We start from the raw sequence: 14,222 nt of genomic DNA on the forward strand, positions 1-14,222 counted from the left end.
GGTACCGGTAACATCCGGCCGCGAACAACCCCTCCCGCAGCCGGGGACGTGTCGCGCGGGCCCGACGGAGGATGCCGCGGAGGAGCGATCAGGACAGCGGATACCGGGGAGGTGCGGTCGAGGCCCGGGCGACGAGCGCGGGGGCGGCCACCTCGGGCTCGGCGCAACCGCGCACGACGGCGACCGCGCGCCGGGCTTCGCCCGGCAGGTCCAGTCGCACGGTCGTGAGGGCGGGGGCGTAGAAGGCGGCGTCGGGGTTGTCGTCGAAGCCCGTCACGCTGACATCGCGTGGCACCTCGATTCCCGCGCGCCGCAGACCCGCGACGAGGCCGAGCGCCATCTGATCGTTGGCGACGGCAACGGCCGTCGGGCCCTCCCCGGCCCGCACGATCCCCGCGATCTCTCCCGCCAGCACAGCCCCCGACGCCGCACTCCAGTCGCCGCTCCAGCGGGGACCCGCAGAGAGGCCGGCGGCGGCGAGAGCACGATCGATCCCGTCGTCTCGTGCGGCGGCTTCGAGCCATGCGGGGGGCCCGGCGAGGCGGGCGATGCGTCGATGTCCGAGCTCGACGAGGTGGTGGACGGCGAGCGCCATCCCCTGGGCCTGCCGCTCGGCCCCCGGGCCGGAGTGCAAGGCCGTGAGCGGAGTTCCGGCGACCGCCCGCTCGAGCACCGCCAGGCTCACGGCGTGCGGCGCCAGCGCGATGAGCCCGTCGACGCCCTGCGCCAGCAGGCGTTCGGCTGCCGCGACGACGGAGTCGGGGTCGGCGGCATCCGCATAGGCCGTCGCGATCCATCGGCCCGCTTCACGGGCCGCGGCCTCGAGTTCGGCGATGCCGACCGAGGGCCCGTACAGCGTCGCGTCCGACGCGATGACCCCCAGCGTGCGGGTCTCGCGGGTGCCGAGCGCGCGGGCGGCGTTGTTGACGCGATACCCGAGGTCAGCCATCGCCGCGAGCACGCGCTCGCGCGTCTCGGGCCGGATCCGGTCGTGGTCATTGAGCACCCGCGACACCGTCTGCGCCGATACGCCTGCCACCCGGGCGACGTCGCGTACGCCGACGCGGCCGCGCCGAGACGCGTCGGATCCGTTCTCACCCATCGCGCTCACCCTACTCGCGGGCGCGGGGCCCGACACCCGCTTGCCCCGAACTGCTCGCCACGCGCCTCGGGCGAGCGGTTGGAGGCAAAGGAAGCGGATGCCACGGACCCCAACGCCGCGACGCAACCCCCCGCAGCCCGCGTCAGGACGCGGGCGTGAACACTCCGTCGACGCGACGCGGGATGCCGAGGGGGTTGGCCTCCTGCAGAGCGGCGGGCAGAAGCGCGTCGGGCACGTTCTGGTACGACACGGGGCGCAGGAATCGCGTGATCGCCGCGGCGCCGACCGAGGTCGTGCCCACGGCCGTCGTGGCGGGGTACGGACCGCCGTGCTGCTGCGCCCACGTCACCGAGACGCCGGTCGGCCACTGGTTCCACAGCACGCGTCCGGCCTTGGTCGCGAGGATCGGGATGAGCTCGCCCGCGACGGCGTCGTCGGGCTCGCCGATGATGGTCGCCGTCAGCTGACCGTCGAGCACGGCAGCCACCTCGACGAGCTCGGACTCGTCGTCGTACGTTGCCACGAGCGCGGCGGGGCCGAACATCTCGGAGATGAGTCCCTCGGGGTCCGAGCGCAGGGCGGCTGCCGTCGTCTTGAGGAGCACCGGTGCCGGGTCCCCCTCGGCGGAGGGCGTGCCCACGAGCACCGAGACGTCGTCGCGCCCGACCGCCTGGTCGACGGCGGCGCGGAAGCCGTCGGCGATGCCGGGGTTCAGCAGGGCCGCGGGGGCAGGGAGCGACGCGCCGGCGAAGAGCGACTCGAGGTCGGAGTCTGCCGGCACGAGCAGCACGCCGGGCTTCGTGCACAGCTGACCCGCGCTCCCGGTGACCGAGGCGAGGAACTCCGTCGCGATGGATTCGGCGCGGTCGCGCGCGGCGGACCGCGTCACGAAGGCCGGGTTGACGCTGCCGAGCTCACCGAAGAACGGGATCGGCTGCTCACGCCCCGCCGCGATGTCGAACAGCGTGCGCCCGCCCGCGATCGATCCGGTGAATGCGGCCGCCTGGATCTGCGGCGCCTTGAGCGCCCGCACACCCGCTTCGGTGCCGTAGACGGTGTCGAACAGGCCCTCGGGGGCGTCGACGGAGGCGAGGGCGTCACGGACGACGCGCGTCGTCGCGACCGACAGTGCCGGGTGACCGCGGTGAGCCTTGACGACAACCGCGTTGCCCGCTGCGAGCGCGCTCGCGGTGTCACCCCCGGCGACCGAGAACGCGAAGGGGAAGTTGCTCGCCGCGAACATCACGACGGGGCCGATGGCCTCGAGCTGGCGGCGCAGGTCGGGGCGCGGAGCCCCCATGGGCCAGTCGGCGTCGGCGTGGTCGATGCGCGCATCCCGCCACGTGCCCTCTTCGAGCACCTCGCCGAACAGGCGCAGCTGGAACGTCGTGCGCTTGAGCTCGCCGCGCAGACGCGCCTCGGCGAGGTTCGTCTCGCTCTGCGCGATCGGCACGAGCTCGTCGGCGTGCGCGTCGAGGGCATCGGCGACGGCGTTCAGGGCGCGCACGCGCTCGGCGACCGTCGAGTTCTTCCACAGGGCGGATGCCGCGGCGGCACGCTCGACGATGGAGTCGACGTCGGCGGGGGCGGTGACGGGAACGGTCATGGGTGTGAGTCCTTTGCGTCGGCGATTTCGGCGAGGTCGGCGACCCGCAGGGGAATCCCCACGGGGCGCTTGGCGAGATGTTCGAGGTCGGCGGCGGCCGGGGTGCGGCCCGACTCGGCACCGACGAGGCACGAGAGCGCGAAGCCGCACACCCGACCCTGACACATGCCCATGCCGGGTCGAGCGGTCACCCGCACGTCGCGCGGATCGTCGGCGCCGAGCGAGTGCACCGTCGCGCGCACTGCGGCGGCGTCGACCTCTTCGCAGCGGCACACGAGGGTGTCATCGGCGAGCCACGTCGCCCAGTCGGCGGGCACGGGCGAAGCCTGGTGCATCCCCGCGGCGAAACGGCGCCCGCGCGCGATGCGGCGGCGCAGTCGGCGACGCGCACGGGAATCGTCGGGGCGGCCCGCGTCGCACGCGGCCGTGAGCGCGGCGAGTTCACCCTCGGCGCACGACTGCACGGCGCCGCCGATGCCGGTGACCTCACCGGCGACGTAGACACCGGCGACGCTCGAACGCTGGTCTGCGTCGGCTTCGGCCACGAGCGACGCATCGACGTCGACGCGCGTTGCGAGCCCCAGCCCGACCGCGAGTTCGAGCTGCGGCGTGAAGCCCCAGCCGACCGCGATGAGATCGGCGGCAACCGTGCGCTCCGTGCCGGGACGCACCCGTCCCCGCGCATCGACGCGGGCGAGGACCGCCTCGCGCGCGCGCCCTTCGCCGCGGACGGCGGTGACGACTGTGCGGGTGCGCAGGGGGATCCGGTTGCGCACGAACGTCGCCGCATAGGCGACGCCCTCGAGCAGCTTGCCGGGCTCCTGCATCGCTCGCAACGGCGTGCGAGCCCAGCGCGAGAGGGCATTCGCGTCGCACACCGCGACGACCTCGACCCCGGCCTCGGCGAGGCCGGCCGCGACGGAGAGCAGGAAAGGCCCCGTACCGGCGACGACGGCGCGACGCCCCGCGACGACCTGGTTCGCCTTCACGAGAGCCTGCACGCCGCCGGCGGCCATGACTCCCGGCAGGGTCCAGCCGGGAATCGGCACCTGCCGGTCGTAGGCGCCCGTCGCCAGCACGATCCGCTGTGCGCGCACCTCGCGCTCGGCGGGCGGCACGGTGTCTGCGCCCGCTACGGGCGTCGTTCGCAGCACGAAGCTCGCGTCTCGATCGACGCGCCACACCTGGCGTCCCGCGACGTGGACGATGCGGCCATCAGCGACGGCGCGTCCCAGCCGCGCACGCAGGTCGGTGTAGTGACCCCAGTGGTGGTGTCCGGTCGATTCGGGAAGGGCGAACGATTCCGGATGCCGCTCATCGGGGTGGCGCCAGTACTGCCCGCCCGTCTGCTCCCCCGCGTCGATGAGGGCGACGCGCAGACCCCGCTCGGCGGCCGCGACGGCGGCCGACAGCCCCGCCGGCCCCGCCCCGATGACGGCGAGATCGAAGATCGCGTCAGTCATGGTTCGCTCCCGGAAGCGGCCGGGCCGGGTCATCGCTGCGCACGATCTGTCCGTCGCGGGCGGGCGTGACGCAGGCGCGCTGCGCACGGCGTTCGTCGACCGTGAGCAGGCAGTCGAAGCACACGCCGATGCCGCAGAAGAGCCCGCGCGGCTCTCCGCGACCGCGGGTCGCCCGCCACGACGAGATGCCCGCAGCTGTCAGAGCAGCGCCGACCGTCTGTCCCTCCCGAAAGGGCACGGGTGCGCCGTCGAACGTCAGCTCGGGCCCGGTCATGCCGCGCTCCTCTCGTCGAAGCGGTGCGGGCGGAAGGGCTCGAGCGACATGTCGGTCGTCTCACCGCACAGCGACTGCACGAGCAGCTTCGCCGTCCCCACCGAGAGACCGATCCCGGCGCCTTCGTGGCCCGCGGCGTGCCACAGTCCCGGCATCCGCGCGTCCTCTCCGATGATCGGCAGGTGGTCGGGGCAGTACGGGCGAAAGCCAGAGTAGGTGCGCATGATCTGCACGTCGGCGAGCACGGGGAACAGCTCGGTTCCCGCGCGGGCGACGCGACCGACGGCCTCAGCCGAGAACGACGTGTCGAACCCGACCCGCTCGCGGCTTGCTCCCATCAGGATCGTGCCGCTCGGCGTGCCTTCGACGACCGACGAGACCTGCAGCCCCGCATCCGAGCTCGCGACGTTCTCGACGTACGACGCCGAATAGACCTTGTGGTTCACCGTGACGGGCACCGGCTCGGTCACGAGCACGAACCCGCGACGCGGCAGGACCGGCACCCGCACGCCCGCGAGGGCAGCGACCTCGCCGCTCCAGGGTCCCGCGCAGACGATGACGGCACCGCCGTCGATCCGCCCCGCGGGGGTCTCGACGCCGACCGCCCGGCCCTTCACGACACGGATGCCGGTGACCTCGGTGTGGGTCAGCAGCTGCGCCCCCCGATCGCGCGCGAGCCGCAGCAGGTGATGCGCCGCGAGGATGGGCTGCACCTGCGCGTCGTCGGGGTAGAACGCACCGCCGACCATCTCGGGGTTGAGGTACGGCTCGATGCCGTGCAGCCCGGCGATGTCGGGCACGTCGTCGACGCGGATACCCAGACTGCGCTGATGCACGCACAGGGCGTCGAGCGCGGTCTTGCCCCGTGCGCTCGACGAGACGACGAGCCCGCCCTTCGACTCGAACTCCCAGTCGGCGGCGTGCGCGGCCAGCTCGCCGCGCCACAGCGTCTGCGAATAGAGCGACAGCTCGAGCTCGGGGCCGACCTCTTTGTCAGAGACGAGCAGGTTGCCTTCGCACCGGCTCGTCGTGCCCGACGCGATCGAACCGCGCTCGATGACCGTGACGGACAGGCCCGCGGATGCCGCGAAATAGGCGACAGCGGCGCCGATGATCCCCGCTCCGATGATGAGGACGTCAGCCCGTTCGGCGGGCGCGGTCATGAAGCCGACACCGCGGCGCCCTGGTCCGGACCGGTTCCGTCACCGGACCAGTCGGTCAGAACATGCTCGATATGGGCGTGCACGAGCTCTCGCGCGCGGACGGCATCGCGTGCCTCGATGGCGTCGAGCATCGCGTCGTGCTCGCGGGCCGAGGCGACGAGTCGGCCCTGCTCCCGCAGACCAGAGAGACCGAACAGGCGCGTCTGCGAACGCAGCGAGGCGACGAGTTCGGTGAGTCGGGTGTTGCCGGCATACTGCAGCAGCGCGAGATGGAAGTCGCTGTCGGCCGTGAGGTAGTCGATCAGATCCCCCGACTCGGCTCCGCGGATGATCGCAGCGGACTGCGCGCGCAGCTCGGGGAAAGCCGATTCGGGCACGAACGGCGTCGCACGCTCGATCGCCGGCGGCTCGAGCAGCAGTCGCAGCTCGGTGACTTCGTGCAGATCGCGCGATGAGACCTCGGTCACCTGGAACCCGCGATTGGGCAGCGCCACGACGAGCCCTTCACGGGCGAGGTCGAGCATCGCCTCACGGATCGGGGTCGCCGAGACGCCGAACTCGTCGCCGAGGCTGGGGGCGGAGTACACCCGGCCGGGCTGCATCTCGCCGCTGATGATCGCCGAGCGCAGGGCACGGGTGACCGTGTCGCGGATGCTCGGCTGCTTGTTCAGTCGGACGACATTCCGGTTCTCGGGAAGGCTCATGTCAGGTCTCCTCCGACCCCTGCTCACGCCCGCCGACGGCCTCCATGATCTTCTCCACGACGGCGAGGTCTTCCCACGCCATGCCGACGCCGGTGTAGACGGCGGGTGCTCCGGCGCGGCGGCGGACCTGGCCGCGCACGAGCTCGGCGAGGTTCGCGACCGGCTGCTCCCCCGCGGCCCACTCCGCGGCGCTGCGCGCAGCGGCGAGGTTGCCGTTCTCACGGAAGGCCGAGCCGCGCGCTTCGACGACGAGGTCGGCAGCGCGCACGAGGTCGGCGCCGAGCTCACGGTTCTCGGTGCCATGCGAGCCGATCGCAGCGACGACGGCCTCCTCGCGCACGTCGGCGAGATCGACGACGGGGCTCGTCGCCGAGGTCGCGGTCACGACGACGTCGGCGGTGCGGAGCGCACCGCGCTCGGCGGCATCCGCGATCAGACCGTCGGCGCGCAGGTCGGCGACGGCGGCGGCGACGCGGTCGGGCGTGCGGCCGATGATCGAGACGCGGCCGACGGGGACGGTGTCGGCGATCGTCCGCACGTGCTCGATCGCCTGTGGTCCCGACCCGACGACGGCGAGATGGAGGGGACCGGTCTGCGCGCCCCCGGGTGCGGCGGCGAGCAGATGGGCGATCGCCACCGCCGTGGCGGCGGGGGTGCGCAGTGTCGTCAGACGCGTGCCGTCGAGCACGGCGATGGGCTGCAGCGTCTCGCGATCGAACAGCAGGTACCACGCGTGGATCTTCGGAAGGCCGAGTGAGGTGTTGTCGGGGGCGATCGTGGCGACCTTGACGCCTGCCGTCGTCGTGGACTGCGACGGCATGAGCAGGAACTCGCCCTTCGCCAGGGGGGCGAAGAGCCGCTCGTGGTCGTTCTCGATGCCCCAACCCGAGCGCAGGGCGTCTTCGATCGCGGCGACGGCGTCACGCCGGGTGAGCGTGCGGTCGATCGTGGCGGCGTCGATGAGCCTCACAGCTGGAATCCCCTCGGGAAGGGATCCGACGGGTCGAGCATGTACTGCGCCGTGCCGGTCACCCACGCACGACCCGTGATCGTCGGGATCACGGCCGGGATGCCCGCGACCGATGTCTCCTCGACGAGGCGACCGGTGAACGACGTGCCGATGAACGACTCGTTGACGAAGTCGGTGTGAAGCGGCAGCAGCCCTCGGGCGTGCAACTGCGCCATGCGCGCGCTCGTGCCGGTGCCGCACGGCGACCGATCGAACCACCCGGGGTAGATCGCCATCGCGTGGCGCGAGTGCTGCGCCGTCGAACCCGGCGCCTCGAGATAGACATGGTGGCATCCGCGGATCGTCGGATCGACCGGATGCACCGGCATGTTCACCTCGTCGACGGCGGCCATGATCGCCAACCCGGCGCGCAGCAGGTCATCCTTGTGCGCGCGGTCGAAAGGCAGGCCGATGCTGTCGAGGTTGACGATGGCGTAGAAGTTGCCGCCGAACGCGAGGTCGTAGCTCACGGTGCCGAGTCCGGGCACGTCGACCGACAAGTCCAGACCCACGACGAACGACGGGACGTTTCGGATCGTCACGCGCTCGGCGTGGCCGTCGGTCACGGCGACATCGGCGATGACGAGCCCCGCGGGGGTGTCGAGCCGGATCGTCGTGACGGGCTCTGTCACCGGGACCATGCCCGTCTCGACGAGCACCGTCGCGACGCCGATCGTGCCGTGCCCGCACATCGGCAGGCACCCGGAGACCTCGATGTAGAGCACGCCCCAGTCCGCGTCAGGACGCGTCGGCGGCTGCAGGATCGCCCCGCTCATCGCCGAGTGACCCCTCGGCTCGTTCATGAGGAACGTGCGGATGTCGTCGTTATCGGCCATGAAGCGCTGTCGGCGCTCCTCCATCGTCGCTCCGGGGAGCACGCCCACCCCGCCGACGATGACGCGGGTGGGCATGCCCTCGGTGTGCGAGTCGACGGCGTGGAAGACACGCTGCGTGCGCATGATGGTCCTTCGGGATCAGAGTCGGATCAACGGTAGCCCTTGGCCAGAACGGCCTCGGTGTCGGCGATGATCTGCAGGCGGATCTCTTCGGGCAGCGCCAGACGGGGCGGGCGGGTCGTGGTGTTCGACAGCACGCCGGCGACCTGCTGCGACAGCTTGATGGCCTGCACGAACAGCGGCTTCGAGTCCCAGCGCAGCAGCGGGTGCAGATCGCGGTAGATCTCCCGCGCCTTGACCCAGTCCTGCGGGTCGTCCGAGGTGGACAGGTTGTAGAGCTCGACGGTCGCCTGGGGGATGGCGTTGGGGTAGCCGGCGACCCAGCCGCGGGCGCCGTTGATGCCGAGCTCGAAGACGACATCGTCGGTGCCGATCGAGATGTCGAGCCCCGGCGCGAGCTCGCGGATCGCGTACGCGTTGCGCACGTCGCCCGAGAACTCCTTGACCGAGACGATGAGGTTCTCGTCGTAGAGGCGTGCGAGCAGGTCGGGGCGCAGGTCGACCTTGGTGTCGAGCGGGTTGTTGTAGGCGAGGATCGGCAGGCCCACGGCACCGACGCGACGGAAGTGGTCCATGACCTCTTCGTCGCTCGCGCGGTACGCGTTGGGCGGCAGCAGCATGACGGCGGGAGCACCGTGCTCGGCGGCGTGCTCAGCAAGACGCACGCTCTCCAGGGCACCGTACGCACCGACGCCGGGGATGACGACGACGCCCTCGGGGGCGGCCTCCACGGCGGTCAGGAAGACCTGGCGACGTTCCTCTTCAGTGAGCGTCTGGTACTCGCCGAGCGACCCGTTCGGAATGATGCCGGTGACGCCGTTGTCGGTCGTGAAGCGGATGAGCTCCGCATAGGCATCGTGGTCCACCGAGAAGTCGGAGTTGAAGGGGAGCGTGGTGGCGAGGTTGACACCGTGCCACGGCTTGCGTTCGGTCATGTGCGTTCCTTTTCCGCTAGGTACAATTGCAATGCTAGTGCGTCGATCAGGCAACGTCCAATGCAGCCGTGGCACGCTGAAAACATGCGCAGGCGAAACGACTCTCCGCCGCACTCCCCCCTGCGCGCCCGGTTGCTCACCGCCTTGTCGGGCCACCCCCAGGGGACACCCGGGTGGGTGCGGGCCCTGGCTGACGGCGACGACGCGGGATACTTCTCCGACGGCGGTGCGGTCTGGACGGTGCACGAGGGACTGGGCACCTTCGTCGCCGGCATCCGCGCGCTGCTCATCCAGGCCCTCCACCCCGGCGCGATGGCCGGGGTGCACGACTACTCGCGGTATCGCGAAGACCCGATCGGCCGTCTCGCGGGCACCGTGCGCTGGATCATCTGCGTCACCTACGGCTCGACCGAGCAGGCACAGCGCGAGACAGCCCGAGTCGGGCGCATGCACGAGCGCGTGAGCGGCGCGTACGAGACGACGACGGGACCGCGCGCCTACGCTGCGTCCGACGCCGATCTCGTCGAGTGGGTGCACCTCGCTTTCACCGAGGCGTTCCTCGGCGCTCACGAGCGGTGGGGCGGCCCCATCCCGGGCGGTCCCGACGCCTACGTCCGCGAATGGGCGACGGCCGGCCGTCTCATGCACGTCGCCGACCCGCCCGAGACCGAGGCCGAGCTGCGCCGACGCATGGACGGATACCTGGACCGCCAAGAGCTGCGCCGCGACGAACGCGTCGACGACGTCGTGCGGTTCCTGCGCAACATCCCCTTTCCCGGGTCGATGCGCATCGCCTACCGGGTGCTGTTCGCCGCCGCCGTCGCGAGCCTGCCCCGCCGCTACCGAAAGCTTCTGGGCCTGCGCCGTTCGCCGTTTCCCGTCATCACGCTCACGCGCGTCGTGCTCGCGGTCTCGGCCCGCGCGCTGGGGTCGGGGCCGCGCGCGCAGGACTTCGCCCGCGAGCGCCTGCGCCGCCTCGCTAGGACCGAGCCGGTGACGCCCGGAGAACCGCGCGCGCGGCACGAGCGGGGCGAGGGCTGACGGCGCGCGGGGCATAACACCCCGGCGGACGGAATCACCGACCCGATGCGACGAGGCGCGACGTGAGCTGATGAGCGTGCGCGAGCAGGGTGCGACCGAGCGTTGCGAGACGATCGGGGCCGAAGCGGAACTGCACACCGGTCAGGCTCAGCGCCCACTGCGGCTGGCCGTCGCGCGCGAAGACCGCGGCCCCCATGCCGTAGCTGCCCTCGACGATGAGTCCCGGATTGACTGCGTACCCGCGCTCCTGCGTCTCTCGCAGCCGCGCGCGCATGCGCGGCTCGCCGTGCGCGGCGCCCCACTGCTCGCCGATCTCGGGGTGGCGCTCGAGATACGCGTCCACATCGTGAGGCGGAAGGAACGACAGGATCGCCAGCCCCGCCGACGCGACCCCGAGCGGGAACCGCACGCCCTCGGAGAGCACGAAGGAGCGGATCGGAAAGCTGCCCTCTTCGCGCAGCAGGCACACCGTCTCATCACCGTGGCGCACGGAGAGAAAGGCGCTCTCCTCGGTGCGCACGGCGAGCGACCGGACGATGTCGCGCGCGATCGATGTGATGTCGTATCGGGATGCCGCGGCCTGCCCCATGAGATAGAGCTCCGGTCCCGGCGTCCACCGCCCCGTCTGCTCGTCCTGGTCGACGAGCCCTTCCTGCTTCAGGGCGACGAGCAGCCGATGCGTCGTCGGACGCGTGAGGTCTGCGCGTCTCGCCAGCTCGGCCACCGGCATCCCGTCGTCCGCCGCCTGCGTCACGAGCCGCAGAAGGCGAGCTGCCCGAGCCACGGACTGCGCGCCCGGGACCGACGCCTTCGACGCGATGTCCACGATATGGACGATACGCCGCCGACGGTCCACATGACAATCGACGGCACGACGGAGCGGGGCGGGCGCACGCACGATGGAAGGACGCACGGCAACAGCGAAGGAGCACGCGTGATCGACAAGACGTGGGAATCGGCCGCAGCCGCGGTCGCAGACATCCCGGACGGCGCCTCACTCGCCGTCGGCGGGTTCGGCCTCTCGGGCAACCCGATCGCCCTCATCGAGGCCCTGCTCGCGCAGGGCACGGGCGACCTCAGCATCGTGAGCAACAACTGCGGCGTCGACGACTGGGGGCTCGGCGTGCTGCTGAACGCCAAGCGCATCCGCAAGATGACCTCGTCGTACGTCGGCGAGAACAAGGAGTTCGAGCGGCAGTTCCTCTCGGGTGAGCTCGAACTCGAACTCACGCCGCAGGGAACGCTCGCCGAGAAGCTCCGCGCCGGAGGCTCCGGCATCGCGGCGTTCTACACACAGACGGGCGTCGGCACCCAGGTCGCCAAGGGCGGGCTCCCCCGCCGGTACGACGGCGACGGCGGCATCGCCGTGGCATCCCCCGCGAAGGATGTCCGCACGTTCGAGACCTCGGGCGAGCCGCGCGAGTACGTGCTCGAAGAAGCGATCGTGACCGACTACTCGCTCGTCCACGCGCTCAAGGGCGACCGGCACGGCAACCTCGTCTTCAACAAGGCGGCACGCAACTTCAACCCGCTCGCCGCGATGGCCGGTCGCGTCTGCATCGCCCAGGTCGAAGAGCTCGTCGAGCCCGGCGAGCTCGACCCCGACAGCATCCACCTCCCCGGCATCTACGTGCATCGCATCATCGAGGTGGGCACCGACATCGAGAAGCGCATCGAGCGCCGGACCGTGAGCGAAGGAAACTGACATGGCACTGACTCGTCAAGAAATGGCCGCCCGCGCGGCACGCGAACTCGCCGACGGCGCCTACGTCAACCTCGGGATCGGACTTCCGACGCTCGTTCCGAACTACGTCCCTGAGGGAATCACGGTCGTCCTGCAGTCCGAGAACGGCATTCTCGGCGTCGGCCCCTACCCGACGGAGGACAAGGTCGACCCTGACCTGATCAACGCCGGCAAGGAGACCGTCACGACGCTTCCCGGCACGGCGTTCTTCGACTCGGCGATGAGCTTCGGCATGATCCGCGGCGGCAAGATCGACGCCGCCATCCTCGGCGCCATGCAGGTCTCCGCCGGCGGAGACCTCGCCAACTGGATGATCCCCGGCAAGATGGTGAAGGGCCCGGGCGGCGCGATGGATCTCGTGCACGGCGCGGGTAAGGTCATCGTGCTCATGGAGCACGTCGCCCGCGACGGCTCAGCCAAGATCGTCGAGGAGTGCTCGCTGCCCCTCACCGGTCGCGGCGTCGTCGACCGCATCATCACCGACCTCGCCGTCATCGATGTGACCGATGACGGCCTCGTGCTCATCGAGACCGCCCCCGGCGTCACGGTCGACGAGGTCGTCGCTGCAACCGAGCCCGAGCTCACCATCGCGATCGAAGGGACACCCGCATGAACACCGACGACATCGTCATCGTCGCCGCCGCACGCACGCCGCAGGGCCGCCTCAAGGGCCAGCTCGCGTCGCTCACGGCCCCGCAGCTCGGATCGCTTGCGATCAAGGGCGCACTCGAGAAGAGCGGCATCCCCGCCACGGCCGTCGATGCCGTCCTCGTCGGGCAGGTGCTGCCCGCCGGGTCCGGTCAGAATGCCGCCCGACAGGCCGCCGTCGGCGCCGGCATCGGCTGGGACGCCCACGCCGGCAGCGTCAACAAGGTGTGCCTTTCGGGACTCACGGCCGTCATCGACGCCGCGCGGATGCTGCGCGTCGGCGACGCGACGGTCGCCGTCGCAGCCGGGATGGAGTCGATGACCCGCTCGCCGCACCTGCTCATGGGCTCGCGCGACGGATGGACCTACGGCTCGGTCGAGGTGCTCGACCACATGGCGCACGACGGCCTCACCGACGCGTACGACAACGAGAGCATGGGCACGTCGACCGAGCGCCACAACGAGCGCTTCGACGTCACGCGCGAAGCGCAGGACACCGTCGCAGCGCGCTCGCACCAGCGCGCCGCCGCCGCGTACGACGAGGGGATCTTCGAGGCCGAAATCGTTCCGGTCGAAATCCCCCAGCGCCGCGGAGAGCCCATCGTCGTGACGAAGGACGAGGGCATCCGACCCGACACGACCGTCGAATCGCTCGCGGGTCTGCGCCCCGCCTTCGCCAAGGACGGGTCGATCACGGCCGGGAACGCATCGCAGATCTCGGACGGTGCATCCGCCGTCGTGCTCACGACCCGCTCGCACGCCGATGCGAACGGATGGGACGTGCTCGCCGTCGTCGGCGCCTCCGGCCAGGTCGCCGGGCCCGACAACTCGCTGCACGCTCAGCCCGCGCGGGCGATCGAGAAGGCCCTGGCCAAGCAGGGCATCGAGGCGTCCGATCTCGACCTCGTCGAGATCAACGAGGCCTTCGGCGCGGTCGTCGCCCGCTCGCAGACCGAACTCGGTCTGCCCGACGACATCGTCAACCCGCACGGCGGCGGCATCGCGATCGGCCACCCGATCGGCGCGTCGGGCAACCGGCTCGTCGTACACGCGGTGCACGACCTCATCCGCCGCGGCGGCGGCACCGCCGCGGTCGCGCTCTGCGGCGGTGGCGGTCAGGGCGACGCCCTCATCCTCACCCGCTGAGCGCACTGTGCCGCGGTCTGCCGCAGGGCGGACCGCGGCACAGAACACGAGCCGAGAGCCCGAAATCCCGCGCAACAGCGGGGCATCGGCATCAGAAAAAGTCAAACCTCAGGAATTGCCAAGGACTGCGCGAATCGTCTTGTCCCCAAACTGGCGGGCAGGTTAGCGTCATTCCCAGACGAGGTTGAAGGCACTGGGGGATCTTGGCGGATCTGTTCTTCACCCCGTCGCATGGGGAGTCCTGGGGACTGGGGGTCACTGAACTTCTCGCCTAACGGCGGACGTCCCGGACGAGTCAGTTGGCGCTGACCGTCCGGGACGACCGGTGCCGGCCCGGAGTCGCCGCGCGCCCGCTGGGGGCGGGCATCGGTGCTGGGGACACCCGGCGGCCCCTGACGTCGCGGGCCGGTACACAGGAAACGATATGCACA

General features: G+C 71.2%; 14 protein-coding genes. 4 read left to right on the plus strand and 10 right to left on the minus strand.

The genetic code is table 11. The features are described from left to right. Positions 1 to 88 precede the first annotated feature (88 nt). The 9 genes from AC25YV_RS04565 to AC25YV_RS04605 form a co-directional block, all read right to left on the minus strand. On the minus strand, positions 89 to 1,102 hold the full coding sequence (locus AC25YV_RS04565) for a LacI family DNA-binding transcriptional regulator (RefSeq protein WP_488122650.1): 1,014 nt from the start codon (positions 1,100 to 1,102) through the stop codon (positions 89 to 91). 142 nt (positions 1,103 to 1,244) lie between these two features. After that, entirely contained in the window at positions 1,245 to 2,708 is a 1,464-nt protein-coding gene (locus tag AC25YV_RS04570; RefSeq protein ID WP_488122651.1) for an aldehyde dehydrogenase (NADP(+)), read from the minus strand. Then, positions 2,705 to 4,171 carry an FAD-dependent oxidoreductase gene (locus AC25YV_RS04575; protein WP_488122652.1) on the minus strand — a complete coding sequence of 489 codons (1,467 nt, stop codon included), beginning with the start codon at positions 4,169 to 4,171 and terminating at the stop codon, positions 2,705 to 2,707. Before AC25YV_RS04575 ends, AC25YV_RS04570 begins: the two co-directional genes overlap by 4 nt. Further along, a complete protein-coding gene (locus AC25YV_RS04580; RefSeq protein ID WP_488122653.1) occupies positions 4,164 to 4,445 on the minus strand; it encodes a (2Fe-2S)-binding protein in 282 nt (93 codons plus the stop codon). Before AC25YV_RS04580 ends, AC25YV_RS04575 begins: the two co-directional genes overlap by 8 nt. Next, a complete protein-coding gene (locus tag AC25YV_RS04585; RefSeq protein WP_488122654.1) occupies positions 4,442 to 5,608 on the minus strand; it encodes an NAD(P)/FAD-dependent oxidoreductase in 1,167 nt (388 codons plus the stop codon). Before AC25YV_RS04585 ends, AC25YV_RS04580 begins: the two co-directional genes overlap by 4 nt. Next, entirely contained in the window at positions 5,605 to 6,312 is a 708-nt protein-coding gene (locus AC25YV_RS04590; protein WP_488122655.1) for a GntR family transcriptional regulator, read from the minus strand. The genes AC25YV_RS04585 and AC25YV_RS04590 overlap by 4 nt, the downstream gene beginning before the upstream one ends. A 1-nt stretch (position 6,313) precedes the next feature. Continuing rightward, the gene (locus AC25YV_RS04595; protein WP_488122656.1) at positions 6,314 to 7,282 is read right to left on the minus strand and encodes an ornithine cyclodeaminase family protein; all 969 of its coding nucleotides are present in this window, start codon (positions 7,280 to 7,282) and stop codon (positions 6,314 to 6,316) included. Continuing rightward, positions 7,279 to 8,280: a proline racemase family protein gene (locus tag AC25YV_RS04600; protein ID WP_488122657.1), complete on the minus strand. Its 1,002-nt coding sequence runs from the start codon at positions 8,278 to 8,280 to the stop codon at positions 7,279 to 7,281. Before AC25YV_RS04600 ends, AC25YV_RS04595 begins: the two co-directional genes overlap by 4 nt. Positions 8,281 to 8,306: 26 nt before the next feature. Continuing rightward, positions 8,307 to 9,212 carry a dihydrodipicolinate synthase family protein gene (locus tag AC25YV_RS04605; protein WP_488122658.1) on the minus strand — a complete coding sequence of 302 codons (906 nt, stop codon included), beginning with the start codon at positions 9,210 to 9,212 and terminating at the stop codon, positions 8,307 to 8,309. A gap of 84 nt (positions 9,213 to 9,296) precedes the next feature. On the opposite strand from AC25YV_RS04605, the gene AC25YV_RS04610 reads away from it, so the two are divergent. Then, entirely contained in the window at positions 9,297 to 10,253 is a 957-nt protein-coding gene (locus tag AC25YV_RS04610; protein ID WP_488122659.1) for an oxygenase MpaB family protein, read from the plus strand. Between the two features lie 34 nt (positions 10,254 to 10,287). Here the strand turns inward: AC25YV_RS04610 and AC25YV_RS04615 are convergent, their stop codons facing one another. Further along, a complete protein-coding gene (locus tag AC25YV_RS04615) occupies positions 10,288 to 11,079 on the minus strand; it encodes an IclR family transcriptional regulator (RefSeq protein WP_488122660.1) in 792 nt (263 codons plus the stop codon). A 108-nt stretch (positions 11,080 to 11,187) separates the two neighbouring features. On the opposite strand from AC25YV_RS04615, the gene AC25YV_RS04620 reads away from it, so the two are divergent. From AC25YV_RS04620 to AC25YV_RS04630, 3 genes are read left to right on the plus strand one after another with little or no spacing between them, the layout of a single operon-like run. Continuing rightward, complete coding sequence (locus AC25YV_RS04620) at positions 11,188 to 11,958, plus strand: CoA transferase subunit A (RefSeq protein ID WP_488122661.1); 771 nt, start codon at positions 11,188 to 11,190, stop codon at positions 11,956 to 11,958. Position 11,959: 1 nt separating this feature from the next. Beyond that, positions 11,960 to 12,610 carry a CoA transferase subunit B gene (locus tag AC25YV_RS04625; RefSeq protein ID WP_488122662.1) on the plus strand — a complete coding sequence of 217 codons (651 nt, stop codon included), beginning with the start codon at positions 11,960 to 11,962 and terminating at the stop codon, positions 12,608 to 12,610. Next, entirely contained in the window at positions 12,607 to 13,791 is a 1,185-nt protein-coding gene (locus AC25YV_RS04630) for an acetyl-CoA C-acetyltransferase (RefSeq protein ID WP_488122663.1), read from the plus strand. Before AC25YV_RS04625 ends, AC25YV_RS04630 begins: the two co-directional genes overlap by 4 nt. Positions 13,792 to 14,222: the final 431 nt, after the last annotated feature.

The sequence above is a fragment of the Microbacterium sp. Y832 genome, assembly GCF_057669765.1.

Excerpts from the sequence above, each read along its gene's own strand:
- AC25YV_RS04630 (WP_488122663.1), top strand. The coding sequence starts at position 12,607 with ATGAACACCGACGACATCGTCATCGTCGCCGCCGCACGCACGCCGCAG.
- AC25YV_RS04565 (WP_488122650.1), bottom strand. The coding sequence starts at position 1,102 with ATGGGTGAGAACGGATCCGACGCGTCTCGGCGCGGCCGCGTCGGCGTA.
- AC25YV_RS04625 (WP_488122662.1), top strand. The coding sequence starts at position 11,960 with ATGGCACTGACTCGTCAAGAAATGGCCGCCCGCGCGGCACGCGAACTC.
- AC25YV_RS04605 (WP_488122658.1), bottom strand. The coding sequence starts at position 9,212 with ATGACCGAACGCAAGCCGTGGCACGGTGTCAACCTCGCCACCACGCTC.
- AC25YV_RS04610 (WP_488122659.1), top strand. The coding sequence starts at position 9,297 with ATGCGCAGGCGAAACGACTCTCCGCCGCACTCCCCCCTGCGCGCCCGG.
- AC25YV_RS04585 (WP_488122654.1), bottom strand. The coding sequence starts at position 5,608 with ATGACCGCGCCCGCCGAACGGGCTGACGTCCTCATCATCGGAGCGGGG.
- AC25YV_RS04570 (WP_488122651.1), bottom strand. The coding sequence starts at position 2,708 with ATGACCGTTCCCGTCACCGCCCCCGCCGACGTCGACTCCATCGTCGAG.
- AC25YV_RS04600 (WP_488122657.1), bottom strand. The coding sequence starts at position 8,280 with ATGCGCACGCAGCGTGTCTTCCACGCCGTCGACTCGCACACCGAGGGC.
- AC25YV_RS04575 (WP_488122652.1), bottom strand. The coding sequence starts at position 4,171 with ATGACTGACGCGATCTTCGATCTCGCCGTCATCGGGGCGGGGCCGGCG.
- AC25YV_RS04580 (WP_488122653.1), bottom strand. The coding sequence starts at position 4,445 with ATGACCGGGCCCGAGCTGACGTTCGACGGCGCACCCGTGCCCTTTCGG.
- AC25YV_RS04590 (WP_488122655.1), bottom strand. The coding sequence starts at position 6,312 with ATGAGCCTTCCCGAGAACCGGAATGTCGTCCGACTGAACAAGCAGCCG.